The 24,529-nt window shown below is 63.4% G+C and carries 23 protein-coding genes; 12 read left to right on the top strand and 11 right to left on the bottom strand.

Features of this window, described 5'->3' with window-relative positions; all coding sequences use genetic code 11:
• Positions 1–22: 22 nt before the first annotated feature.
• The 5 genes from MPN20_RS13675 to MPN20_RS13655 form a co-directional block, all read right to left on the bottom strand.
• A complete protein-coding gene (locus tag MPN20_RS13675) occupies positions 23–520 on the bottom strand; it encodes a DUF456 domain-containing protein (protein WP_242783016.1) in 498 nt (165 codons plus the stop codon).
• Positions 521–664: 144 nt separating this feature from the next.
• A complete protein-coding gene (locus tag MPN20_RS13670; RefSeq protein ID WP_242783003.1) occupies positions 665–1,924 on the bottom strand; it encodes an MFS transporter in 1,260 nt (419 codons plus the stop codon).
• 8 nt (positions 1,925–1,932) lie between these two features.
• Entirely contained in the window at positions 1,933–2,961 is a 1,029-nt protein-coding gene (locus MPN20_RS13665) for a DUF3027 domain-containing protein (protein WP_242783002.1), read from the bottom strand.
• Positions 2,961–3,341, bottom strand: coding sequence for a cold shock domain-containing protein (locus MPN20_RS13660; protein WP_242783015.1), 381 nt, complete (start codon positions 3,339–3,341; stop codon positions 2,961–2,963). Before MPN20_RS13660 ends, MPN20_RS13665 begins: the two co-directional genes overlap by 1 nt.
• Before the next feature lie 682 nt (positions 3,342–4,023).
• Positions 4,024–4,254 carry a hypothetical protein gene (locus tag MPN20_RS13655; RefSeq protein WP_242783001.1) on the bottom strand — a complete coding sequence of 77 codons (231 nt, stop codon included), beginning with the start codon at positions 4,252–4,254 and terminating at the stop codon, positions 4,024–4,026.
• 71 nt (positions 4,255–4,325) lie between these two features.
• Here MPN20_RS13655 and MPN20_RS13650 point away from each other — a divergent pair, with 71 nt between their 5' ends.
• Together MPN20_RS13650 and MPN20_RS13645 are read left to right on the top strand one after the other, a co-directional pair.
• On the top strand, positions 4,326–6,491 hold the full coding sequence (locus tag MPN20_RS13650) for a helicase-associated domain-containing protein (RefSeq protein ID WP_242783000.1): 2,166 nt from the start codon (positions 4,326–4,328) through the stop codon (positions 6,489–6,491).
• Positions 6,492–6,607: 116 nt separating this feature from the next.
• Positions 6,608–8,242 (top strand): DNA repair helicase XPB, encoded by a 1,635-nt coding sequence (locus tag MPN20_RS13645; protein WP_242782999.1) that lies wholly within the window; start codon positions 6,608–6,610, stop codon positions 8,240–8,242.
• Positions 8,243–8,357: 115 nt separating this feature from the next.
• On the opposite strand, the gene MPN20_RS13640 is transcribed toward MPN20_RS13645, so the two are convergent.
• The gene (locus MPN20_RS13640) at positions 8,358–9,317 is read right to left on the bottom strand and encodes a DMT family transporter (protein ID WP_242782998.1); all 960 of its coding nucleotides are present in this window, start codon (positions 9,315–9,317) and stop codon (positions 8,358–8,360) included.
• A 213-nt stretch (positions 9,318–9,530) separates the two neighbouring features.
• Here MPN20_RS13640 and MPN20_RS13635 point away from each other — a divergent pair, with 213 nt between their 5' ends.
• The 9 genes from MPN20_RS13635 to MPN20_RS13595 all read left to right on the top strand — a co-directional run bounded on the left by MPN20_RS13635 (position 9,531) and on the right by MPN20_RS13595 (position 18,837).
• Positions 9,531–10,172, top strand: coding sequence for a CGNR zinc finger domain-containing protein (locus tag MPN20_RS13635; RefSeq protein ID WP_242782996.1), 642 nt, complete (start codon positions 9,531–9,533; stop codon positions 10,170–10,172).
• A gap of 379 nt (positions 10,173–10,551) precedes the next feature.
• Positions 10,552–11,307, top strand: coding sequence for a response regulator transcription factor (locus tag MPN20_RS13630; RefSeq protein WP_242782994.1), 756 nt, complete (start codon positions 10,552–10,554; stop codon positions 11,305–11,307).
• Between the two features lie 30 nt (positions 11,308–11,337).
• The gene (locus tag MPN20_RS13625; RefSeq protein WP_242782992.1) at positions 11,338–13,200 is read left to right on the top strand and encodes a HAMP domain-containing sensor histidine kinase; all 1,863 of its coding nucleotides are present in this window, start codon (positions 11,338–11,340) and stop codon (positions 13,198–13,200) included.
• Entirely contained in the window at positions 13,197–15,413 is a 2,217-nt protein-coding gene (locus MPN20_RS13620; protein ID WP_242782990.1) for a trypsin-like peptidase domain-containing protein, read from the top strand. Before MPN20_RS13625 ends, MPN20_RS13620 begins: the two co-directional genes overlap by 4 nt.
• A gap of 190 nt (positions 15,414–15,603) precedes the next feature.
• On the top strand, positions 15,604–15,891 hold the full coding sequence (locus tag MPN20_RS13615) for a WXG100 family type VII secretion target (RefSeq protein WP_242782989.1): 288 nt from the start codon (positions 15,604–15,606) through the stop codon (positions 15,889–15,891).
• Between the two features lie 189 nt (positions 15,892–16,080).
• The gene (locus MPN20_RS13610) at positions 16,081–16,827 is read left to right on the top strand and encodes a PspA/IM30 family protein (RefSeq protein ID WP_242782988.1); all 747 of its coding nucleotides are present in this window, start codon (positions 16,081–16,083) and stop codon (positions 16,825–16,827) included.
• Positions 16,824–17,108 (top strand): hypothetical protein, encoded by a 285-nt coding sequence (locus tag MPN20_RS13605; protein ID WP_242782987.1) that lies wholly within the window; start codon positions 16,824–16,826, stop codon positions 17,106–17,108. Before MPN20_RS13610 ends, MPN20_RS13605 begins: the two co-directional genes overlap by 4 nt.
• A 114-nt stretch (positions 17,109–17,222) precedes the next feature.
• On the top strand, positions 17,223–18,134 hold the full coding sequence (gene htpX / locus MPN20_RS13600) for a zinc metalloprotease HtpX (protein ID WP_242782986.1): 912 nt from the start codon (positions 17,223–17,225) through the stop codon (positions 18,132–18,134).
• A gap of 103 nt (positions 18,135–18,237) precedes the next feature.
• Positions 18,238–18,837 carry a hypothetical protein gene (locus MPN20_RS13595; RefSeq protein WP_242782985.1) on the top strand — a complete coding sequence of 200 codons (600 nt, stop codon included), beginning with the start codon at positions 18,238–18,240 and terminating at the stop codon, positions 18,835–18,837.
• Between the two features lie 237 nt (positions 18,838–19,074).
• On the opposite strand, the gene MPN20_RS13590 is transcribed toward MPN20_RS13595, so the two are convergent.
• The 3 genes from MPN20_RS13590 to MPN20_RS13580 all read right to left on the bottom strand — a co-directional run bounded on the left by MPN20_RS13590 (position 19,075) and on the right by MPN20_RS13580 (position 21,026).
• Complete coding sequence (locus MPN20_RS13590) at positions 19,075–19,287, bottom strand: RNA-binding S4 domain-containing protein (protein WP_242782984.1); 213 nt, start codon at positions 19,285–19,287, stop codon at positions 19,075–19,077.
• Positions 19,287–20,126, bottom strand: coding sequence for a hypothetical protein (locus MPN20_RS13585; protein WP_242782983.1), 840 nt, complete (start codon positions 20,124–20,126; stop codon positions 19,287–19,289). The genes MPN20_RS13590 and MPN20_RS13585 overlap by 1 nt, the downstream gene beginning before the upstream one ends.
• A gap of 150 nt (positions 20,127–20,276) precedes the next feature.
• The gene (locus MPN20_RS13580; RefSeq protein ID WP_242782981.1) at positions 20,277–21,026 is read right to left on the bottom strand and encodes a sulfite exporter TauE/SafE family protein; all 750 of its coding nucleotides are present in this window, start codon (positions 21,024–21,026) and stop codon (positions 20,277–20,279) included.
• A gap of 88 nt (positions 21,027–21,114) precedes the next feature.
• Here MPN20_RS13580 and MPN20_RS13575 point away from each other — a divergent pair, with 88 nt between their 5' ends.
• Positions 21,115–21,882, top strand: a complete 768-nt coding sequence (locus MPN20_RS13575) for a DUF1707 domain-containing protein (protein ID WP_242782980.1) — start codon at positions 21,115–21,117, stop codon at positions 21,880–21,882.
• Positions 21,883–21,952: 70 nt separating this feature from the next.
• Here the strand turns inward: MPN20_RS13575 and MPN20_RS13570 are convergent, their stop codons facing one another.
• Together MPN20_RS13570 and groL are read right to left on the bottom strand one after the other, a co-directional pair.
• Positions 21,953–22,399 (bottom strand): hypothetical protein, encoded by a 447-nt coding sequence (locus MPN20_RS13570; protein ID WP_242782979.1) that lies wholly within the window; start codon positions 22,397–22,399, stop codon positions 21,953–21,955.
• A 157-nt stretch (positions 22,400–22,556) separates the two neighbouring features.
• A complete protein-coding gene (gene groL / locus MPN20_RS13565) occupies positions 22,557–24,194 on the bottom strand; it encodes a chaperonin GroEL (RefSeq protein WP_242782978.1) in 1,638 nt (545 codons plus the stop codon).
• Positions 24,195–24,529: the final 335 nt, after the last annotated feature.

Below are 24,529 nucleotides of genomic sequence, written 5' to 3'. Positions count from 1 at the left end.
TACGAAGGATCCTTCCCTGTCATCAGGCGAAGAAGTGGATGAGGACGCCGATGCCGAAGGTGATGGCGGCCAGCAGTGCGAGCATGAACTCGATGGCGGTGCCGAGGCCGATCGCCTTGATCGACTCCCAGCTCGAATCCCAGGCCAGCTTCGCCTCATGCAGGCGCAGGTACTCCGCCAGGAAGAGCCCGACGACGAAGCCGATCGGCAGGCCGACGACGGGGATCACGAAGAAGCCCACGATGCCGAGGAGTCCGCCCAGGAGCACCGAGGTGTTCGGCACCTCCATCGTCTTGAGCTTCCGCCCCGTCAGCACGAGTGAGGAGCTCATCCCGCCGGCCACGAAGACTGTGACGATCGCGAAGATGATCCAGGCCATCGGGCCGCCGATGACGATCGCCCACACGAGCACGGCGATTCCGATGAGGATGGATCCGGGCAGGACGGGCAGGATAATGCCGAGGCAGCCAACCAGGATCGCGGCCGCCACCAGCACCGAGGTGAGGATGTCCGTGTTCAGAATGAGTCCGTTCTGTACGTCGAGGGTCTCCCCCGATCCTAAGGGATTCGGTTGGACCGAACCTGAGTGCGCAGGCACGTCAGAGGCAGCGGACCCGAACCGTTCGGCGACTGCCGACACAGCGAGTCCGACGGCAGTTTTGCGTCAGGGGTGGCCGAGGTAGCTGACGTGGAGGCGGATGCGCGATTTCGGGTCGTACTTCAGACGCAGATTCTTCGACATGACCATCCACAGCAGACCGACGATGAACGCGATGATTCCCGAGGCAGAACCGACGACCATGGCCATCCGCGGCCCGAAGCTGTCGGCCACCCAACCGGCCAACGGTGCACCGATGGGTGTGCCGCCCATGACGACTGCGGCATAGATGGCCATCACTCGGCCGCGGTAGTGCGCAGGAGTCGTCGTCTGCACGTAGGCGTTCGCCGAGGTCATCATCGTCAGTGAGGCGAAGCCGACGAGTATCAGCGACGCCGCGAACACATAGTAGTTGGGGATCATCGAGGCCATGCCCACGGCGAGGCCGAATCCACCTGCCGCCCCGAAGATGAACCGCAGCCTCGGTTTCTCCCGTTTCGCCGAGGCGAGAGCTCCGGTCACTGAACCGATCGCCATGACCGAGTTGAGCAGCCCGAACCCGCTCGCGTCCTTGCCGAACTCGATCCTGGCCATGGTGGCCGTATAAATGTTGAAGTTGAATCCGAAGGTCGCGACGATGAAGAGCACGACCAGAACGATCGCCACGTCGGGCCGCCTGCGCAGATACCGGAATCCGCCGAGGAGCCCGCCGGTACCTCGGCGGCCCGAAGGATGCAGTCTGCTCTGATCAAGACGGATGAGCACGGTCAGCGTCGCAGCGAAGCCGAGCCCGCTGATGAGGAACACCGGCCCCGCGCCGATGACGGCGGTGAGGACGCCGGCGACGGCAGGACCGATCATGCGAGCGCCGTTGAATGATGCGGAGTTGAGGCTGACGGCGTTGGGCAGCAGCTTCTCGCCGACGAGTTCGGAGACGAACGCCTGCCGGGAGGGGTTGTCGAGCGTCGCCAGGATGCCGAGAGCCAAGGCAGTCAGGTAGACGTGCCAGAGGGCGATGGTGTCGGTGATGACGAGGACGAAGAGCAGCAGTCCCACGGTTCCCAGCAGAGTCTGGGTGACCATGAGCAGCTTGCGTTTGGAGAACCTGTCGGCAATGGCTCCCGCAAACGGGAACATGATGAGCTGCGGGCCCATCTGCAGAGCCATGGTGATGCCAAGAGCCGATGCGTTGTTGTTCGTGAGGTAGGTGAGGACGATCCAGTCCTGGGCCGTCCTCTGCATCCACGTTCCGGTGTTCGAGATCAGGGCACCGGCGAACCAATGTCGGTAGTTCGGTTCTGCCAGTGACCGGAACGTGTGCGCCATCGAGTGTCTCAGCCCTCCTGGAACTCGAGTTCGCCGGCGGAGTAGTCGTCGACGACGGTTTCGGCCGGTTCAGGGCCTTGACGCCTGACATCGGTCTCGGAATGTGCGCCGCAGCCGAAGTCGAGGGCGACGACTCTGCCGTCGACCGGTGACCATTCGTTGGCGCAGACTCCGAACTTCTGACGCAGCGATCCGGCCAAGGGCATGAGATAGCCGCAGCTGGAGCAGTGAGCCGATGCCTTTGCCGCGAATTCGGATTCCGCTCCGGTCTCTGACTCGGCCCAACGGGAGGCGGCAGCTGAGATTCCCTCTGGAGAGAGGACCCGACGGCGGCCAAGACCGAACTCGAAGTTCGGGATCTCGTCCAGATTGCCGTCCGAGGTCTCGTCGACCTGCTCGAAGCCCTGCTGCAGGTAAGGGTCGTCCTCAACCTTCGGCAGGGTGTCGCGCGGTGTCAGGTCTCCAGGTTCGAGTCGCTGGTCCCACGGCACCCATTCCGGTGCGATGAGCGAATCGGGCCCTGGCAGCAGCGCGGTCTCACAGATCGTGACCTTCTTCGCCCGCGGTGCCCTTGCGAGGACGGCGACCCAGCGCCATCCGCGATAGGTCGGATCGGTGCACACGAAGTAATGGGTGACCAGGCGCGTGCCTTCGGCCACCGTGCCGATGTGTTCGCCGATCACGGAACTGCCTGCCACCTCGGCGATGGCCGATCGGGCAGTGTCGATGGCTGCGGCCAGCTGAGTGTCAAGGATGATCTTCTCAGGCTTGGCATCCTTCGCCGGCTTCGCGGCCGAGGCCGACTTCGCTGCAGGAGCGTCAGCCGAGGCAACGTTCTCTGCAGGAGAATCCGTCGATGCGGCTGCATCAGTCGACGCGGGTGTATCAGTCGACGCGGCTGCATCAGCCGAGGCAACGTTCTCTGCAGGAGCTGCGGATTCTGCGGCAACGGTGGTGTCGGTGGTCGTCGCCTGCGCAGGGTCGGTCGACGGCTCGGCACTCTGGCCGGCCATCCATTCACTGAAGAGTGATGACATCAGGACTCCAAATCATCGGCGATCGCCCGCAACAGCGAGGCTACCTTGTTCCCGTGCGTGGGATCGGGGTAGCGGCCGTGCTGCAGACCGTTGTTGAGGTCATCGAGTACTTTGATGACATCCTCAACCATAACTGCCATGTCCTCGGGCGGCCGTCTGCGGACCTTGGCAACTTTCGCCGGGGCTGACAGGAGTCTCGCTTTGAGCACCTGGGCGCCGCGGCGGGAATCGACAACATCGTAGTCGAGTCGGGTGCCCTTGGTGACCTCTGCTCCGTCGGGCAGGACAGAGGAGTGGAGGAAGGCCTGCGATCCGTCCTCAGCGACGACGAATCCGAAGCCCTTGTCGACGTCGAACCATTTCACGCGTCCGGTTGGCATGATGTCCTTTCCTTGGTGCTGCTCGTAGTCGGTGGCTCCGCGGTGGGAGCCGGTCTGTCTGTCATTCAAAGTTCTGCGGTGTCGCGGTGGTGCTCTGCAACGGTGTTGCGGTGGTGCTCTGCTGCGGTGGTGCGGTGGTGCTCCACCACCTCTGCGTGTGCGACACCGACGCATGAGCTGTGCTGTGCTGTGCCGGGCTGAGCTGCTGCAACGGTGCCGATCTGATCGGAATCGATCTGATCGGCAATCGATCCTCAGCGGCGAATCTACCCGAGAGGCTGCCAGTGGATCAGTTCCGAGTCGATCGAATGCGACCTGAAGCAGTCCATCTGCGCTGCCTGCACTGCGATGCTGCGATCGCAGGCTCGGCGGGAGGTGCGCGGTGTGCGGCGGTCGAGCCCGTCTCGATCAGCTGGGTCACAAGTGGTGCGATCAAATTCGGCCCGGATTCCATCGGCCCGAACTCCATCCATCCGGCTGGTGTCGATCCGAACTCAATCTGTCCGAACTCAGTCGGTCCAAGTTCAACCGATCCGAACTCAATCGGTCCGAACTTAACCGGTCCGAACTCTGCCGACCGGTCTGATTCCGATCCCGATCCATCTGAGTGAGGCCCGACCGATCCCGATCCCACTGAAGTGTGAGTCTCAGCGGCGGTGACGTCTGCGCCCGCGGTGGAGGTTCAGCTTTGGCCCACCTCGGTCTGTCTGCGTCTCAGGGCCGCTCGGACCAAGGCCACGGCGAGCAGGGCGAAGGCGACCGGGAGGAGGATCATAGGAAGATATGTCAGCAGGTGCGAGGGGGTGAATCCCATCCAGGCCTGGCCCAGTACGCCCAGGAGCGCGACCGCTCCGATGACGGCTGTTGCCACGGCCACGACGACGATGGTCGTGTCGACACGCTTGGCTGACAATGCTCGTCCTTCCCGAGATCCTGAAGCTGTTCTACCCATCCATTGTACCCCTCGCGGTAAACTGAACGACGATGTCAATGACCTTCAGCGCCTGGCTGTCCCAGTGTTCCGATACCGACTTCGAGTCCTTCGTCAGGACCCGTCGCGATCTCCTCCAACCAGAGTCACCGACGATCCCGGCCCTGGCCGCGGCCGCTTCCTCACGCATCGGCGTCTCCCGGGGCATCGAGGCCCTGACCGCCGAGGCGCTCGACGTCTTCATCCTCCTCGCCAAGTCCGCGCGGACCTCGCCGGACATCGAGGTGGGTGAGAATCGTCATATCGAGCCGTCCCTCGCCGAGGCGGTCTTTCCCCGACTGCGCGACCTGGGCCTGGCATGGCCGTCGATCACCCCCGCCGAGGCGGCTGCGGAGTCCGCGTCCTCCACCGGGTCTGACGCCGAATCCGCAGGCCTGCTGTCCCGTTCCCCGGTCTGGCGGATCCAGTCCGAGGCCATCACCCTGCTGCCCACCTCGGCGGCCGAATCCACTCGCGCCCATCCGTGGCAGGCGTACGCAGCTGGGCTCGACGAGACCAGGGAGAAGATCCCGCAGCCGCTCGTCCACAACAGCGAACAGGCAGCCGTCGCCGAGGTCATCTCGTCCTTGCGCGGGCTCGTCGACGACATGGCCAGCTCCCCGATCTCGCGTCTGACCAGCGGCGGCATCTCCAAGCGGGACGTCTCGCGGCTCGGCCGCACCATCGATCTGGGGCTCGAGCAGACAATCACGCTCCTCCTCGCGGCCAGATCGCTGGGGCTCATCGGCGTTCTCGACGACTCCCTCGACCCGCAGTGGACGGCCAGCGACGACGCGGCCAACGTGCTCGAGGATGATCGTGCCGATCTCTGGGCGGCCCTCGTGACGTCCTGGCTGTGCGAGCCACTCGACGTCACCCAGCTGGCGGCCGGGGCGAGCGAGAACGAACGCCTCACCGTCCTCGCGACCCCGAAGAAGTCCCTGTTCAAGGGCTTCAGCCAATCGCAGCCGACCATGCCGCTGCTGCGCACGACGGTGCTGGGGATCCTCGGCGACATCGGCATCGGGGCTTCGCGCTCCGCCGAGTGGATCCACGCCCAAGTCCTCACCGTGCACCCGCTGACCCCGGCCCACGATTTCGCGATCACCGAGGCCATCCTCCATACGAGCGTGAACTTCGGTCTGGCGACGACTCCCCTGCAGAGCCCCGGCCACTTCGGACCCAGCAGGTTCGGCAGCCTCCTCGCCGAGGGACTGCGCAGCGCGATGGCCGAACAGGCCGTCATCGACCCATCGGTCGCTCCGGTGAACTTCAGCCTTGAGCGTCTCGAGGTCCCGACCGATGTCATCTCGGCCGTGCGCCAAGGACTCGTCGAGGAGGTCGATTCGGTCCTCATCCAGTCCGACCTCACGGCGGTGGCCACCGGGCCCATCGAACCGCGGGTCCATCACGTCCTGCGCAAGTTCGCCGTCGTCGAGGCCCGCGGTCAGGGCACGGTCTATCGCATCGATGCGGACACGATCGAAGCGAGCATGCAGTCGGGCATCAACGCCGAGGACGCGTTGGCCCAACTCGCCGAGATCAGCGCCGAGGCGCTGCCGACGACGCTGAAGTTCCTCGTCGAAAACACCGCGTCGAAGCTCCGCCGGGTCCAGGTCGCTGGTGCTCGAGCCGTTCTCGTCGTCGACGATCCAGTCGATCTCGATGTCATCATCTCCGATCAGCTCATGCTCCCGGCCGGCCTCGAACGGCTGGCTCCGACTGTGGCGATCGGTCAACTCGGCCCCGAGCGCACGATGCATCTGCTCGAGGCTGCCGAGCATCATGCTCTGCTCCACTCCCCTGCCGGTCCTGTCCGCCGGCGCAAGGTCATCACTCAGACCGACCCCGAGGTCCACGTGCGCAAACGTGCCCGCGTGACGGACGACAACCTCGGTGATTACATCCGCATTCTGCGCTCACCGGGGGCGCGTGCACAGCCGGCGGCGAGCACGGACGAACCGCTCGGGCACATGGATCGGCTCCGTGAAGCGGCATCTGCGGGCCAGCTGGTGACGATCACGCTCGCCGATTCGCACGGCCAGGAGCGCATCATCGAAATGCTGCCGACCACGGTCAACGGGGGAAGGGTGCGGGGCAAGGTCCCGTCGACCGGCGCCGAGGCGTCCCTGTCGATCGCGCGCATCGTCAGCGTCGAATCGGTTGAGGCGAAATCGTGACTCGCCGCCGATTCGCGGCGACTGCGGTGCCCCTGTGAGCTCGGCGGAACAATCGTGAGGGCACCTGCGTTGTATCCTCGGACATCACCTCGGCGTGGGAAGAAGCGGAAACTCTTATGAACGGTCCTCTGATCGTGCAGTCCGACCGGACTGTGCTGCTCGAATCGGGGCATCCCCTGGCCGTCGAGGCGGCTGTGGCGATCGCGCCGTTCGCGCAGCTCTCGCGGACCCCGGAATACATCCACACGTACACGATCACGCCTTTGGGGCTGTGGAATGCGCGGGCCAGTGGGCATGACGCGGAATCGGTCGTCGACGTCCTGCTCGAGTTCGCGAAGTACCCGGTGCCGCACGAACTGCTCGTCGACATCGTCGACATCATGGACCGCTTCGGTGTCCTCACCCTCGTCGACAACCCGATCCACGGTCTGACGCTGACCTCGACGGAGCCCGAACTCCTCGAGCGCCTCGTCAGCCAGCCCGACCTCGTCGGAAAGTTCGGCAAGCGTCTCGATGCCGAGTCCGTCCTCGTACACCCCTCGGAGCGCGGTGAGCTCAAGCACGCGCTGCTGCAGCTGGGCCACCCGGTCTCCGACCATGCCGGCTACGTCAACGGCGAAGCGCATGAGATCGCCCTGTCCGATGACGCCCATGGCGGCGAGTGGCACCTGCGCGACTATCAGAAGCAGGCGATCGACCAGTCGCTGAGCGGAGAGTCCGGAGTCGTCGTCCTGCCCTGCGGTGCGGGTAAGACGATCGTCGGCGTGGCCACGATGTCGCGGGTGCAGACGACGACGCTCATCCTTGTGACGAACTCGGTTTCGGCCCGGCAGTGGAAGGACGAGATCCTCGCACGGACCTCGCTGACCGAGGACGAGATCGGCGAGTATTCGGGCTCGACGAAGGAGATCCGGCCGATCACCATCGCCACCTATCAGGTGCTGACCACCCGACGGAAGGGCTCGTATCTGCACCTCGAGCTCCTCGATGCCAAGGACTGGGGCCTGGTCATCTATGACGAGGTCCACCTGCTGCCGGCGCCGGTCTTCCGTCTCACTGCCAGCTTGCAGGCCCGGCGACGCCTTGGCCTGACCGCGACGTTGGTGCGTGAAGACGGTCGTGAGGACGAGGTCTTCGCACTCATCGGGCCCAAGCAGTACGAGGTGCCGTGGAAGGAACTCGAGCGCCTCGGCTACATCGCGACGGCGGCCTGCCATGAAGTGCGGGTCCGCCTCGACGGCGGCACCCGAACGGCCTATGCGCGAGCCGACGGTGAGGACCGGTACCGGCTCGCGGCCACCTCGGACGCGAAGCTGCCCATCGTGCGCGAACTCGTCGAGGAGCATCCCGGTGCGCAGATCCTCGTCATCGGCCAGTACCTCGATCAGCTCGAGGAGATCGGCGCGGAACTCGATGCGCCCGTGCTGACAGGTCAGACTCCCCAGTCACGGCGGCGGGAGCTCTTCCGCGACTTCCGCTCGGGAGCGATCCCGGTCCTCGTGGTCTCCAAGGTCGCGAACTTCTCCGTGGACCTGCCGGCCGCCTCGGTGGCGATCCAAGTGTCGGGTGCCTTCGGTTCCCGGCAGGAGGAGGCCCAGCGGCTGGGGCGGATCCTGCGACCGAAGGAAGATGCCGGATCGGCCACGTTCTACACGGTCGTGGCTGCGGACACGGTCGATGAGCACTTCGCCGCTCAGCGCCGCCGGTTCCTCACCGAGCAGGGCTACAGCTACGACATCGAAGTCCGCTAGCACCCGGTACCCTCGGCTGAGCAACCTTCCGGGCGCTCAGCAACCTCGCTGAAGGTTGCTGAACGCCCGGAAGGTTGCCGCACGTCTCAGATCTCGCAGGCTCAGACGCTGCGGCTCAGACTCCGGCCAGCTCATCGGAGCGGACGACGACTTCGCGACGCGCCACCCGCCTGGCCAGACGTGCCTCGCCCCACTTGATGAAGCCGACCCCGCCGAGGATGAACACTCCGCCGAAGAGCTGGATGGGCGCGGGCATCTCGAACAGGATGAGCCAGGCCACGATGACGGAGAACGGCACTTCGACGAGATTGACGAATGAGCCGACCGTGGCTCCGATGTAGCGCAGGCCGACGATACCCGTGATGTAGGCGCCGACGGTGAAGACTACGATCATGGCCATCGGCAGCATCCAGGAGACTGTGGCCCCGCCGAAGTCGACATCCGCGGCCACCGCGCCGAAGGGCATAACACCGGTGGCCACGATGATCGACATGGCCAGTGCGCCCACGCCCATGCCCAGCCCGGTCAGAGCCACTGGCGGCACGCTGATCGAGTCCTTCGCGGACACGAGGAAGTAGCTGGCCAGGCAGACCGCAGCTGCCAGGGCCATGACGACGCCGAAGATGCTGATCGAGGAATTGCGCAGGTCGAGGATGAGGACGAGTCCGATCATCGAGACCACGACGCCGATGAAGGTCACCGTTGCAGGACGCGTGCGGGAGCGGGCCCAGATCCAGAAGACGATGAGCATCGGCGCTGTCATCTCGAGCAGCAGAGCCACAGCCACGGTCAGGTGCTCCACGGCCACGAAGTAGAAGCCCTGGACGCCGGCCATCGAGACCAGCCCATAGGTGAGCACGGTCTTCCAATGCCTGCGCACCTCGTCCCACCGTCCGCGCATGGCGATGAGGCTGGGGATGAGCAGGAGGATGGCGGAGCCGGCGAGGCGGATGAGCACGACGGACCCGGGTGTCCACCCGATCGCGTACATCGTCTTCGCGATCGGGCCCGAGACCGCGAAAAAGAATGCGGACGCAAGAGTGAGGAGGAACCCCATGACGACGGTGCGATTCATTCGTGACCTCCTGAAGTGCTCGAACGCTGACGTGTTGTGCTGGCGGGTGGAAATGCGGTGGTGCCTGGTGCTTGTGAGGTGCGGTGGTGACGGGGCACCTCGGTGAGGTGCGATAGCGACAAGCCGCCTCGCCGAGGCGGGTCACCGTGACGCTGCGCGACTTCGTCACAGCCCGAACCGCGGCCTGAGATCAGTATTTCCCATCGATATGAAATGAGTCAAGTACAGTTTGGTCCTTACATCGTGTGGCACAATGTCTCCACCATGACTTTTGCCTACGACATTCGCTCGAACCTCACCATGCTCGTCGACCTTCTCAACACATCAGGCACCATCGCCGAGGCGGGTGACGAGCTGACGACAACCGCGGGACTTCGCGGATTTGCCGCCCGCCACGACTTCTCAGGCCCGATCGAGGCCACGAAGTCCGACGTCGAGGCAACCCGTGAATTGCGCGAGCGCTTCGCGATCGCCCTGGACGCGAGCATCGACGCCGAGACTGACGCCGAAGCTTCTGCAGGGGAGGCGAGGGTCGTGGATGAAGTGAACATCACACTTCGCAATGCCGAGGCCCTGCCGCAACTGGTCAAGCACGGAGACTGGGATTGGCACCTGCACGCGGTGGGCGAAGGGGCCGGCCTGGCCGACCGGGTGGCTGCCGATGTCGCTCTGGTCCTCATTGACCTCATTCGCAGCGGCGACCTCGACCGCCTCGGCCGATGCGCCGCCGAGGACTGCGGCGCCTACCTCGCAGACTTCAGCCGCAACCGGTCGAAGCGCTTCTGCGACACCGGCAACTGTGCCAACCGCACCCACGTGGCGGCATTCCGTGCCCGCCAGACCGACGCAGGCTGATCTCCCACTCGACAAACCCCAAGTCGACGGACCTCTATTCGACACACCCCTATTCGACGGACCCTCACTCGACAATCGACGGACAGAGGCAAACGAGAGCACCCAGACGAGACCAAGAGGGCCCAAGCGAGAACAGGAACGCCCAGAGGAGAGCAGGGGAACGCCTCTGAGCGACCAACCAGCGCCACCAGAGGCACCAAGATTGGCATTTCGCTGAGCGGTAGCTGGAATTTTCCACAAATTGCTCGAGCATTCCTGGGAGCGTAAGTGGATTTTCTGGTCGAAAACGACTTTCCTGAGAGTTTTTCAGTGACGTGCGTCACATTGGCATTCAGCTAACCATCAGTTCACTCTCAGCAATGAGTCCCAGACTGGGCACATGACTACAGCAAACGATACCGACATCGAAGCCACACTCCTCGTTGTCGACGATGAGCCCAATATCCGCGAACTTCTGTCCACCAGTCTGCGCTTCGCCGGCTTCGACGTCGTCTCCGCCGCCAACGGCGCCGAGGCACTTCGTCTGGCAGAGCAGACCAATCCTGACCTCCTCGTCCTCGACGTGATGCTGCCCGATATGGACGGCTTCACCGTGACCCGCCGTCTGCGCCAGATCGGTATGAACGCCCCGGTCGTCTTCCTCACCGCCCGTGACGACACCTCGGACAAGATCACAGGGCTCACGGTCGGGGGCGACGACTACGTAACCAAGCCGTTCAGCCTCGAAGAGGTCGTGGCCCGCATCCGCGCTGTCCTCCGTCGCACTCGCAGCCTTGAGGACGAAGAGAACGCCGTCATCGTGGCGGGCGACCTGGAACTCGACGACGACACCCACGAGGTGCGCCGCTCCGGAATTCTCATCGACCTCTCCCCCACCGAGTTCAAACTGCTGCGCTACCTCATGCTCAACACGAACCGCGTGCTCTCGAAGTCGCAGATCCTCGACCATGTGTGGGAATACGACTTCGGTGGCGACACCGGAATCGTCGAGTCCTACATCTCCTACCTTCGCCGCAAGATCGACGTGACCCCGGAGACTGACGCCGCCGGACACCCCGTTGAGATGGAATGGACCCCGATGATCCAGACCAAGCGCGGAGTCGGCTACATGCTGCGCACACCGGAATCCAAGTAGTCGTCCAAGCAGGGACGATAGATTAGATCCGTGGCAAAACAACCCCGTCCTACCCGCCCCGGCTTCTGGGAAGAGTGGTCCCTGACCACCAAGCTGCTGGCGATCATGATGCTGCTGATGCTGCTCGTCCTCTCGGGGACGAGCGCGTGGGTGCTCGAGAACCTACGCGACAGTCTTGTCGAACGCACTGATGAGAGGCTCATCAGTGCGTCGGAGACTCTCGCCAAACAGGCGTATCAGGACGTGTTCCAGCCTGCCCAACTGCATTCAGGCGACACGAACAAGGGCAGCTCGAACAAGGATGGGTCGAACAAGGATGGGTCATCGGCGGAGACGCCGACGACGATCGATTCGAGCACCTGGGACGAGCTCAAGAGTCTGCTGCCCGGCGGCTTCTACGTCCAGTTCTATGACACCAATGGCAAGCCGATCAGCGCTCCTGTGGCACCAGAGCCGCAGAACCGGCCGATCCTGCCGACGATCGACGAGTCCCAGGTCTACGAGCGCGCCGGCCAGCCGTTCACCGTTGCGGGTACGAGCTCACAGTGGCGGGCGCGGGCGATGAAGGTGGAGAACACCGACGTGCTCGTCTCGATCGCTGTACCGTTCGATCGCGAGATCGACAACATCAACGAGCGTGCGCGCAACACGATGATCGGCATCGGTCTGCTAGCTCTGGCACTGGTCGCCGGCGTCGGCTACTGGGCCATCAACAACACATTCCGACCCCTGCGCGATATCGAGAAGACAGCCTCACGGATCGCCGCGGGCGATCTCAGTCAGCGCGTTCCTATCTACCCTCGCAACACCGAGCTCGGTCGGCTCTCGTCGGCACTCAACACAATGCTGGGGAGGATCGAAGACTCCTTCGACGGGCAGACCCGGTCGGAGAAGCGCATCCGCCAGTTCGTCTCCGACGCCTCGCATGAGCTGCGCACCCCGCTGGTTACGATCCGCGGCTACGCAGAGCTCTACCGGCAGGGCGCGATCACGAAGACCGATGACATCGGTGCGGCCATGGAACGCATGGAGTCCGAGGCCAAACGTATGGGCGTCCTGGTCGACGACCTCGTCGTCCTCGCTCGCCTCGACGAACAGCGGCCGGCTGAGATCGGCCCCATCGACCTCCACAAGGTCGTACGTGACGCAGCTGCCGACGCTGCGGCTCAGGCTCCCGACCGGGATATCAGCTTCATCGGCCTCGACGGGAACGATGCCCAGCCGGTGCCGATGATCCGAGGCTCGGAGTCGAAGATTCGCCAGGTCATCGTCAACCTTGCGGGCAATGCTGTCCGACACACGCCGGAGCACACGGCCATCGAATTCGCCGTCGGCGTCGTCGGCGGTTCCAACGCGGCGAGCGCCGATCCCGATGCAACCTCGGAGACACAGGGCAACGGCGGGACGAACGGAGCGGCCAGGAACGGCGCGGCGAAGACCGCGGCCAAGGACAAGACCCGTGAGCGCGGGTTCGTCACCGGCGGAGTTCGCATCTTCCGCCGAGGCGACTCGAACGGCAACAACCAGATCGACGCCCAGGAACCGGCGGGCATCGTGCCCGATGTCACCGCGGCAGGCTCGATCACGGTCGACGATTCCCTGCGCGGGTTCCCCAACGGCCGAGTGCGGTTCGAAGTCCGTGACCACGGAGACGGCATCGATCCCGAAATCGTCCCGAGGATCTTCGAGAGGTTCTACCGACTCGACGTCTCCAGGACCCGCGACACCGGAGGCTCAGGTCTCGGTCTCTCGATCGTCAAGGCCATCGTGGAGAACCATCACGGTTCGATCTCCGTGCAGCAGACACCGGGCGGCGGAGCGACGTTCCGCATCGATCTGCCCATTTCAGACAGTGACAACGGCGCTCAGAATGCACGAAAGGACGAGCGATGAGCAGCAATAACGACTCGAACAATCAGGGCAACACCCCGAGAGGTCGGGGACGGCACGGGGAGCAGGACTACCGGACCTTCCCGGCAGAGGACGGCTCACGCTCCTCCAACACGCCACGCACCTTCCCCAGCGGATCGAACGGGCCGGCGCGAGTCAGCCCTCCTGTCGCTCCCCCGGACCGGCCGCAGACACAGCAGTCTTCCGGCTCCACGGACTACTCCCTGAACAATCAGAGGCCGAACAATCAGGGTTCGAACAACCAGGAGCCGAGCCACAGGCCGCCGAACAATCTGGGTTCGAACGATCGAACTCAGGAACACCCGGTCCAGGGGCAAGAGCACCCGCCCCAGAGTCAGAGACGAGCGGAACAGGGCCAGAGTCCGAATCAGGGACAGAATGACACCCGGGTCCAGCCCACTTACGCTCAGGCGCCTGTGGACAACTCATCTGGACGCCCCGGCAGCGACCATCGGCAGACGAATTTCGCCAGCCAGACTGACGCCCCCAGGCACGGTGGAGGCAACAGCCAGACCACTGCCCAGGGACAGCCCAGCACCAACGATCAGGGCCGCTCGTCCAATCAAGCCGGCGCATCCGACTTCCAGGGATACGACAGTACGCGCGGCGAGCAGTCCGGGTATGGATCTGCTCAGGGCGGGGTCCAGGACCAGAGGCAGAACCAGAGTCAGAGTCGGGACCAGAACCAGGGCCAGAACTATGGTGCAGCTGCCGCTGCGTACGGTGCAGGCCGCAGCTACGACGCCGGGCAGGGACACGGAGCACAGACTGCGCAGAGCGCGAGCCAGGGATACGCCTCGGGCCCTGCGCACGACTCAGAGTCCGGGTACGGCTCAGGTCCCGGGTACGGCTCAGGTCCTGGGTACGGCTCAGGTCCCGGATACGGCGGCGTGCAAGGCTCCGGCGAGCCCTATGCTCAGGCCGGATCCGGTCTGGCACCGGCCGGTACACCTGCGTACGGGTATGCCGGTAATCAGCCCAACTCCGGCGGCTACGGCATGCCGGGCGACAGCAGCGGTCAACCAGGGGCCGGTGGCCCCGGCGGACCGGGCGGACACGGACCGTACGGGAGTGCAGAGCAGCCTCGGCGGGAGAAGCGCGGGCCGGGGTGGGGCGCGACCATCGCCATTGCCCTGATCGCTGCGCTTCTCGGAGGAGGTGCCGCCTTCGGCGGAAGCTTCGCGGTGAGCGCGCTCCAGGGTGAGGAGCCGCGCAAGGTCGCCGATCAGACGATCGAGACTCCGGACTGGACCGAAGTGGCGAAGAAGACGTCCGAGAGCGTCGTGTCGATCCAGGTCGGAACCAACGGGCAGGTCCAGGCGCTCGGCTCCGGATCCCTCTATGACAATCAGGGCCACGTCATCACGAACAATCACGTGGTCGCTCCGGCCGACACCCCTGCAGGTGAGATCACGGTGACGATGAAGAACGGCGAGACGATGAAGGCTGAGATCGTCGGCCGTGATCCCTCGACCGACATCGCGATCATCAAACTCGCGCAGGTCCCCGACGGCGTCAAACCGCTGCCCGTCGGTGACTCGAAGAAGATGAGCGTCGGTGATCCCGTGATGGCTTTGGGCAATCCGCTCGGACTCGCGGACTCCGTGACGACGGGCATCGTCTCAGCCCTCGACCGGCCCGTATCCACGGAGAACATCGGCGAAGACGCCACGTCGCAGCAGAAGGAGATGACGATCACCAACGCCATCCAGACCGATGCCGCGATCAACCCAGGCAACTCCGGTGGCCCTCTCGTCGACGGCAATGGCAGCTTCATCGGCGTCAACTCGGCAGCGGCGTCGCTGAGCCAGGCCGGCGAAGGCGGTCAGTCGGGGTCGATCGGCATCGGCTTCGCGATCCCGGCTTCGCAGGCAGTGATGGTCGCCGACCAGCTCATCGCCTCCGGAAAGGCCAAGCATCCGTTCCTCGGCATCACCCTCACCGATGGACAGATCAATTCGGGTGGAATCACGCGCGGCAGTGCCAAGGTGCAGTCGGTCCAGTCCGGTTCACCTGCGGACGCCGCAGGGTTCAAGGACGGCGATGACATCGTCGCGGTCGCCGGCACAAAGGTGAACAACGCGATCGCGCTCCGTGCTCTCGTGCGGGCGCAGCCGACCAATGCGCCAGTCGACTTCACCGTCGTACGTGGCGGCCAGGAGCAGACGATGAAGGTGAAACTCGTACTCCAGTAGACGGTCGATGCACGTCGGATCGGGCACTGACGCGTCGCACGCTGTGGAGACATGAACCCACTCGTGCGCCAGGAGGGTGTGGACAGCCAAACGCTGTCCACACCCTCCTTTTCACCTCTTCTCACAGCACTGCGCAAAGGCTCACGATGGAGTACCGAACCCACCACTGCCACTGCTGTCAGGAGAAGTCATGAGTTTCGAAGTCGATGCCGATCGCGTAGCGTCTGCCGCTACGGTCACTGCGGGCACCTCACGTACCCTTGTCGCGGAATCCCACACGATGCTGAGGAATCTCCTTGCCCTGCAGGAGTGTTGGAAAGGCAGTGCGGCACAGAATTTCCAAGCAGTCATCAATGAGTGGGAAAGCGCTCAGAAACAGCTGTTCGAATCCCTCAACTCGATCCACGGGGCTCTGAATACGGCGGCTGCCCAATACACGGAGGTCGAGGCGGCGAACTCTCGTCTCTTCGCTCCGTGACCTCCGTCTTCGTCCGCTGCTTTCCCCTTGAGGAGTCTGTTCGCATTCTTTCTCCGCGTCTGGCAAATTGTCAGCCTTTGTTAGTAGGCTGATAGCGATAGTTCGCGGCGGTGTCAGCCTTTATTCTCCGGTTCGGAGAACATCGGCTCAGCAGCGTCGGGTCAAGACCAATGCAGGAGTCGACTACGGATGAGTATCTTCCAAAGGATCGCGACGATCTTCGGTGCCAAGGCCAACAAGGCCCTGGACAAAGCCGAGAACCCCAATGACACTCTCGATTATTCCTACCAGAAGCAGCTTGAGCTGCTGCAGAAGGTTCGCCGAGGCGTTGCCGACGTCGCCACCAGCCGCAAACGCCTCGAGCTGCAGATCACGCAGCTCGAACAGCAGCAGAACAAGCTCAGCGGCCAGGCCCAGAAAGCCATGGACATCGGGCGCGAAGACCTCGCTCGCGAAGCCCTGACCCGCAAGTCCGGCCTGTCCCCGCAGATCACCGATCTGCAGTCTCAGCACGAAGGCCTTCAGGGCGAGGAGCAGAAGCTCACGCTCGCTTCACAGCGCCTGCAGGCCAAGGTCGACGCCTTCCGCACCAAGAAGGAAACGCTCAAGGCCACCTACAACGCTGCTGAGGCCCAGTCGAAGATCGGCGAAGCATTCTCCGGGATCTCCGAAGAGCTCGGCGACGTCGGGCTCGCTGTCCAGCGGGCTGAGGACAAGACGGCCTCGCTCCAGGCTCGTGCCGGTGCCGTCGACGAACTCATCGCCTCCGGTGCCCTCGAGGATGTCACCGGTACAGCGAAGGACGACATCTCCGCACAGCTCGACGCGCTCTCGAGCGACAATGACGTGGAGATGGAACTCAACCGCATGCGCGAACAGCTGCCGGCTTCGTCCGACAAGCAGCAGAAGTCGCTTGAAGGTGAGGAGCAGCAATGATCATTCGGATTATGGGCGAAGGCCAGTTCGACGTTGACAATGTCGACCATGACCTCATGCAGAAGTATGACAACCAGGTCGAAGACGCCGTCAATGTGGGCAACGAAGAAGCAGCACGAAACGCGCTGAACTCGCTCCACGACTACGTGGTCAGCCACGGAACACCCGTCTCGGATGACTACCTCGGCTCCAGCGATGCTGTCGTTCCATTCGTCGACGCAACGCTGCAGGAGATCGCGGAGCTCCTCACCGGCGAAGGCTTCATCCCCGATCCAGCCTGATCGACAGAACGTGATATCGAAGACTCCGGCCCATTGCCTTCGCACAAGGTGGTGGGCCGGAACTGGCATACCCAGGCAGTGGGCCGGAACTACCGCACCCAGAGAGGAATCACGATGAAGAGTCGCTTCGTCAAAGACAACGGTCTCACCTTGCGCATGGGGTGGACGATCTTCCTCAATGGGCTCATCTATGTCATCCTCATCCTTGCCATCTGGTGGATGTTCGGCCAAAACATCGCGGGAGTGATCTTCGCCGTGCTCATCAGCGTCGGCGCATTCTTCTTCCAGTGGTACTTCTCCGACAAGATCGCTATGAAGGCGATGGGAGCACGCGAGGTCTCCCCTGAGGAAGCACCGGAGCTGCACACGATGGTCGATCGGCTCTGCCAGCTCGCCGATTCGACCAAACCACGCGTCGCAGTCTCGGATTCAACCATTCCCAACGCCTTTGCCACCGGCCGATCGCCGGAGCGTTCCGTCGTGTGCGTGACCCGTGGTCTGCTCGAGAAACTCGACCGCGATGAGGTCGAAGTCGTCCTGGCCCACGAACTCTCCCACGTCGCCCACCGCGATGTCACCGTCATGACCATCGCCGGAGTCACCGGTGTCGTCGCGGCCCTGATGATGCGCGCCGGCTACTACATGAGCTTCGGCCGCCGCGACAACAACAACGGCGGAGTCCCGATCCAACTGCTGTTCCTCCTCGTCGGCGCCGTCGTCTACGGTCTCTCGTTCCTCCTCATACGCAGTCTCTCGCGCTACCGCGAACTCGCCGCCGACCGCGCGGCGGCCATCCTCACTGGTGCTCCCTCGACGCTGGCCTCGGCGCTGACGAAGCTGAGCGGAGACATGAGCAAGATCCCCGAGAAGGACCTGCGCGCCTCGTCCTCGGCGAACCATCTGGCGCTCATCCCCGCCATCAGCGGCAAGGCGGCATTCGGACAGCTCTTCTCTACCCACCCTTCGCTCGACAAGAGGCTGGAGCAGCTCGCGAAGATCTCCGGACAGCTCTCGGCACCGCAGTGACTCGCAGCGCCGCAGAGCGGCTGTCTCGAGCAGCCGTTTCGCGGCCAACGCTGATACGCCGGCAACGCTGACCTCAACCACACCGACACCCGCTAGGAGTTCCATGGGTTTCTTCGACGCTCTCCTCGGCCGTACCAAACCGAAGCGCGCCAATCTCGATGACCTCTTCGCCCTTCCACCTGCCGCACTGACGCTCGAGGCCGCCACGGGGTTCAAACCCACTGGCGTCGGAGCCGTCGCCTTCCGGCAGGTCGAGGGTGCAGCGTTCCAGTCCGCTGAGGCGGAGAGCGTCGCGCTCATCAGCTCGGACCCTGCCGCCAGCGTGACCCAGCACAACGATGGGTTCGGCTACACCTGGCAGGTCGTCTCGGACACCGACGCCGAGGTGGTCAACCTCGTCACCAATCTGCACGCCGTGAACTCGGCGCTCGTCAGCCAAGGCTTCGACACGATGCTCCTGTGCTCGACCGTCTACTTCGCAAACCCGGACGGACGCCGGTTGGCATTGGTCTACCAGTACAAACGCGGCACGTTCTATCCCTTCGCTCAGTCAGGGCCGAAACAGCGGGACAATCCGCTCGAGATCCAGATCCGCGGTGCGCTTTCAAGCGAGCTCCCGTTCGAAGAGGACACCTCCAACTGGTCAGCCCTGTGGGACGCCCCCGGTTTCAACGATGCTCCTGAGGACAACAGGAAGTCCTGACTCAGACATGATGCATCGACCGACTGTCCCGGTGCATCGATGCAAGGGCTCGGTGAGTCAACAGACTGTACCGGTGGGTCGACAGACTGTACCGGTGCGTCGACACACAAATCAGCACGGCAGGTGATGCGAAGAAGGGACGTCCCCGCGGGGACGTCCCTTCTTCGTTCGCAATACTTCCACACCGTCGTTTGTCGGACTCATCCGAACCGTTGACGATGCAATGCCGAGCCTGAGCTATTCGGCGGCGACTTCGATGACTTCGCCCAGGGCTTCGACCGTGTCTCCGGGACGGATCGTAGCGCCTCGGCGAGTTTCGACTTCTCCGTTGACGGTGACTTCACCGTCAGCGATCATGTCTTTGGCCATCGCGCCGTGTTCGGCGACGCCGTGAAGTTTGAGCAGCTGGCCGAGTTTGATCGACTCGCCGCGAATTTCAATCGTCTCCATCAGAACAGGTCTCCGAGGTCGAATCCGTCGCCGCCGAAGAGTCCTCCGCCGTCACCTCCATCGCCGCCGCCGAAGAATCCTCCGTCACCGCCGCCGGCATCTCCACCGACTTCTGAGCCTGCTCCGTCGCCCCCCATGTCGCCACCGTAGGCACCGTCCCAGCCACCGCCCATTCCGCCGAACATCATGGCGCCCATAAGCACACCGGGCAGGAGGCCCGAACCGGCATAGGAGTTGAAGTAGCCACGGTTGTATTCAGCGTATGCGGGGCCGGCTTCCCAGTAGGCGCGACGAGTGTGACCATCGGCGGTCACGACCTTGCGGACTGCAGGCTCGGCGCCCACAGCCACACGCTCGGCGTCGGCGGCGCAGACGGGCACCGGCCGCAGCTGCCCACCAGCAGGAGCCCAGTCGATATCCTCGGCAGAGGGGCCGTGCTGTGGGTTGAAGAAGCATGGGGGACGTCGCACCGGAAGCGGCTTGCTGTCGACTCGGGCTCGGACGCATTTAGCCGCGTAACGGCCATCTTCGAGGGCTTCGGTCACGTGGCGGATGTCGCTGGGCTCATCGACGGTGTCGAGAGTCTCCTTCGCGATGTCATAGGAGTCAAGCGCCTGTTTGTAATCCTGCGAACCACCGGTGTCGAGTTCGACGCCTGCGGTGAGGATATCCAATTCTGCGACCTCTTCGCCGAACGAGGTGACGTCCTCTTCGGCGGTCTTCTTCACTTGCTGGAGTTCGGCTGCGAGCAGCTCCCTCTGACGTTGCTTCTCCTTGCGGTGACCAACGAAGAAAATGGCCCCGAGCAATACGAGTATCAACAGGAATACTAATCCCACGATGCATGCCTCCCCAGCAAAACGAGTCATCCACAAGTATGCCGGACGAGTCTGACAAGCGACTGAATCTGACCCTGGTATCCGCTCAGTCCGAAGCCCGAAAACCCTCCACTCTTGAAGCGCTCGCAGCTCAACCGAGGTGGGTGGGGCTCAACCGAGGTGGGTGAGTCCCTTCACCAGAGTCGCCGTTCCACCGCCGAGTGCGAGGATGATCATCGCGATCCGCGCCGTCGACGTATCGATCCTCTTTGAGAGCCAGTCCCCTCCGGCGAGGCCTGCGAGCAGGACGGCTGCGATGCCGATCCATGTGTGCAGCTCCAGCTGCGGCCAAACACTGCCGTTGACGATGGCCTTCGCCACGACCGCAGAGGTGGTCCCCACAACGAGGAACGGCTGAAGCGTCGCAGCGAACTCGCGCTGCTCCCACCGGGTGAGGACGGCGTAGGCGCTGACCGGCGGACCGCCCGCACCGGCCGCTGCCGACATTGTGCCGGACACAAACCCCGTTGTCAGCTTTGTGGCCATGTTGGCCGGAATTCTCTTGCCGATTCGGCCGATGACCAACGAGCTGATCAGAGAGATGACGATGAGCAGTCCGATGAGGATCTGCAGCGGTGGCGCCGGCAGCTTCGAAGCGAGGATTGCTCCTGGGATCGTGCCGATGACAGTTCCGACCGCGAGCTTCCAGAACGAACCCCATTCGACTTCGCGCCATGTGCGAAGGAAGACAGAGCCGCTGGCGACGATCCCGCAGATGTTGACGAGGATGACTCCGGAGAACGGGTCAAGGAGGAGCACGAGGAACGGTCCGCTGACAAGGCCGAATCCCATTCCGGTCACTCGCTGCGACAACGCTCCGAGGAACACCGCAAACAGGATGAGAATGACGACGGGTTCCATTCGCTTAAGTCTAGAGCAGGCTGAGAACTCTGAGAGACGGCGTGAGACCTCGCTATCACGCCTTCGCGGCGGGGTTACAGTAATAACCATGGATGCCCCTCCCCTCTGGTCACGGTTCAGTGCGGATCCGCGCAGCCACAGCCAGGTTCGCGCTTCGGATGCCGATCGCGCCGTCGTGACCGACGTGGTGTCAGAGGCCTATGCCCTGGGCCAGATCGACGCGGAGGAGCTCGACGAGCGGATCGAGTCCGCCGGGCGGGTGAAGACGCTTGGTGAGATTCCGGACCTGGTTCAGGACCTCATCATCGCCGAGGCGGGGGACCTCGAACCGAAGGAACTCGACGGCCCAGCGCGGGCCCAGGCTCTGGCCCGGTTGGAGGCTGATCGCATCCCGATCACCCCCGAACAGATCAATGCCGCCGCCGAAAGGTACTACAAGGACCGGGTCCGTCGGTCTCTGGTCGGATTGGTCGCGGGTCCTGTCGGAATCACGACAGTCATCTGGGCCATCACGTCGTTCGCGTCCCACCAATTCATCTTCTTCTGGCCGATCTTCGTCATGATCCCGATGATCTTGGGCGCAATTTCGCAGATCGCCCACAAAGATGACGTAATCCGGAATCGGAGGCGAGAGCTGACCCAGCGAGCTCGGGCACAGCTGGGTGACGCAGAGGCGAAACGCCAAATCGAAGAGCACAAGCAGGAGAATGCGGACTATGAGGAATCGTTCGGTGAAGGGCTGCAACCTCCTCATCCGCTAGCTCCTCCGTACTCATCGGGAGGGCATTCCTCTCGCAATGAGCGACACAGACGTCGCGAAGAACGTCGTCGGCAGCGTGGAAATCCCTGGAACTGAACGGTTGACAGCTCAGAGGTGAGGAAAGCCGCGAATGGTGTTCAACCGTTCGGGGCCCTGCGGAAGGGGCTCAGGGCTGGAAGACCCTGATCTGCGCGAAACTCTGCGCTTTGAGGGTTGCGAACCAGAACGTATGTGAGAAGTGCTCGACCCGGGCCTCAGCTTCGCTGTCTCTGTCGCCGTCTGGCATCTCCCATCGGCCCCATGCGGCGGCTGCTTTGCCGTGCGTGATGGCGGCTTCCAGGTGTCCCGCCTCGAAGTGGCCTCTTTCGAAAGGTCTCCGTTCAGAGCGTTCCGACGAGGGTCGGGGGTTCGAGAGTTCGACCAGAGCGTCGACGACATCGTCCCGTCCGGCACTGGTCTCGACGCCCTCCGCGCGAACGATTTCGAGGGCACAGTCCTCAGCGACCGCCTCGGCGAGGGCCTCACGATCGCCTCTGAACAGGTTCTCCTCGAACCGGGCGACGAACATGTTCTTCGGGCTGTTCCCGCAGGCGTCAGTGCCAGTGAAGGTCATGGCATCCAGGCTAAGCGGTGCGCAATCAAGGAACAACATCGTCGATCGAATCCTCCCACTGCAGCCACCGTTCGGATGCAGTGGGAACGGGCGCGAAAAGAGCCGTGCCGGCACCCTTTCGGGCACCGGCACGGCTCTTCGAGCAAGATGGGCTAAATCAGAAGCCCATGCCGCCCATTCCGTCCATACCGGCAGCAGCTGCGTCAGCACCTGCAGAAGCCTTCTCAGGCTTGTCGGCGACAACCGCTTCGGTGGTCAGGAACAGACCGGCGATCGAGGCGGCGTTCTGCAGAGCAGAGCGGGTCACCTTGACCGGGTCGTTGATGCCGGCGGCCAGCAGGTCCTCGTACTCACCGGTTGCGGCGTTGAGGCCGAATCCGGGTTCGAGGTTGGCGACCTTGTCGGCAACCACACCGGCTTCGAGGCCGGCGTTCGTAGCGATCTGCTTGAGCGGGGCTTCGATGGCAACCTTGACGATGTTGGCACCGGTCGCTTCGTCACCCTCGAGTGAGAGGTTGGCGAAGGCAGCCTTGCCCGCCTGGATCAGGGCGACGCCGCCACCGGCGACGATTCCCTCTTCCACAGCAGCCTTGGCGTTGCGCACTGCATCTTCGATGCGGTGCTTGGTTTCCTTGAGCTCGACCTCGGTCGCAGCGCCGGCCTTGATGACTGCAACGCCGCCGGCCAGCTTGGCCAGACGTTCCTGCAGCTTCTCGCGGTCGTAGTCGGAGTCCGAGTTCTCGATCTCGGCACGGATCTGTGCGACCCGACCTGCGATCTCCTCGGCGTCTCCTGCGCCCTCGACGATGGTGGTCTCGTCCTTGGTGATGACAACCTTGCGGGCGGTGCCCAGCAGTTCGGTGGTCACGTTGTCGAGCTTGAGCCCGACTTCCTCGGACACGACCTGGCCACCGGTGAGGATGGCGATGTCGGCGAGCTGAGCCTTGCGGCGGTCTCCGAAGCCAGGAGCCTTGACGGCCACGGACTTGAAGGTGCCACGGATCTTGTTCAGCACGAGAACCGCGAGAGCTTCGCCCTCGACGTCTTCAGCGATGATGAACAACGGCTTGTTGGACTGCTGGACCTTCTCGAGGACGGGCAGCAGATCCTTCACGTTCGAGATCTTGGAGTTGACGATGAGGATGTAAGGATCCTCAAGGACAGCTTCCTGGCGATCGGTGTCCGTGACGAAGTAACCGGAGATGTAGCCCTTGTCGAAGCGCATACCCTCGGTCAGTTCGAGCTCGAGTCCGAAGGTGTTGGACTCTTCAACGGTGACGACGCCTTCCTTGCCGACCTTGTCGATGGCCTCGGCGATCAGTTCACCGATAGCAGGATCTCCAGCGGAGATACCGGCGGTAGCGGCGATCTGTTCCTTGGTCTCGATGTCGATGGCGTTCTCAAGCAGGACAGCGGTGACGGCTTCAACAGCCTTCTCGATGCCACGCTTGAGGCTGAGCGGATCAGCACCGGCTGCCACGTTGCGCAGTCCCTCGCGAACGAGAGCCTGAGCCAGAACGGTAGCGGTGGTGGTTCCGTCGCCTGCGACGTCGTCAGTCTTCTTGGCGACTTCCTTGACGAGCTCTGCGCCGATCTTCTCGTAGGGTTCCTCGAGTTCGATCTCCTTGGCAATGGAGACACCATCGTTGGTGATGGTGGGTGCGCCCCACTGCTTTTCGAGCACGACATTGCGGCCACGGGGTCCAAGGGTTACCTTGACCGCGTCCGCAAGCTGGTTGAGACCTGCTTCAAGTCCCCGACGAGCTTCTTCGTCGAATGCAATCATCTTTGCCATAGTGGCTTAGATCCTCCCTGATGGAGTGGATTGGGAATCCAGAGCAATCGTCAGCGCCCGCGACGGCAGAGAGTGTGTCCGCATGTTCCATTCCACACATGGACCACGCTCTCGAAACGATTGATGAGAGACCCTAGGTTTTCACCACTACTAGATTTAGCACTCTCCCCATGCGAGTGCAAATATCGGGACTTCACACTGCGACTGCAAACCCGAGCGATCCCAGTATTGGCGCGGTTTCGGCCCAGCGCGAAACTTGGTGCGGCCGCAGCCTGCCGGTGGTCCGACGATGCGACGTCTCCGGGACACAGAAGAGCGCCGAGCAGTTTCCTGCT

This window comes from Brevibacterium sp. ZH18, from assembly GCF_022748595.1.
Lineage (GTDB): Bacteria > Actinomycetota > Actinomycetes > Actinomycetales > Brevibacteriaceae > Brevibacterium.
This window is presented reverse-complemented; position numbering and strand designations above follow the sequence as displayed.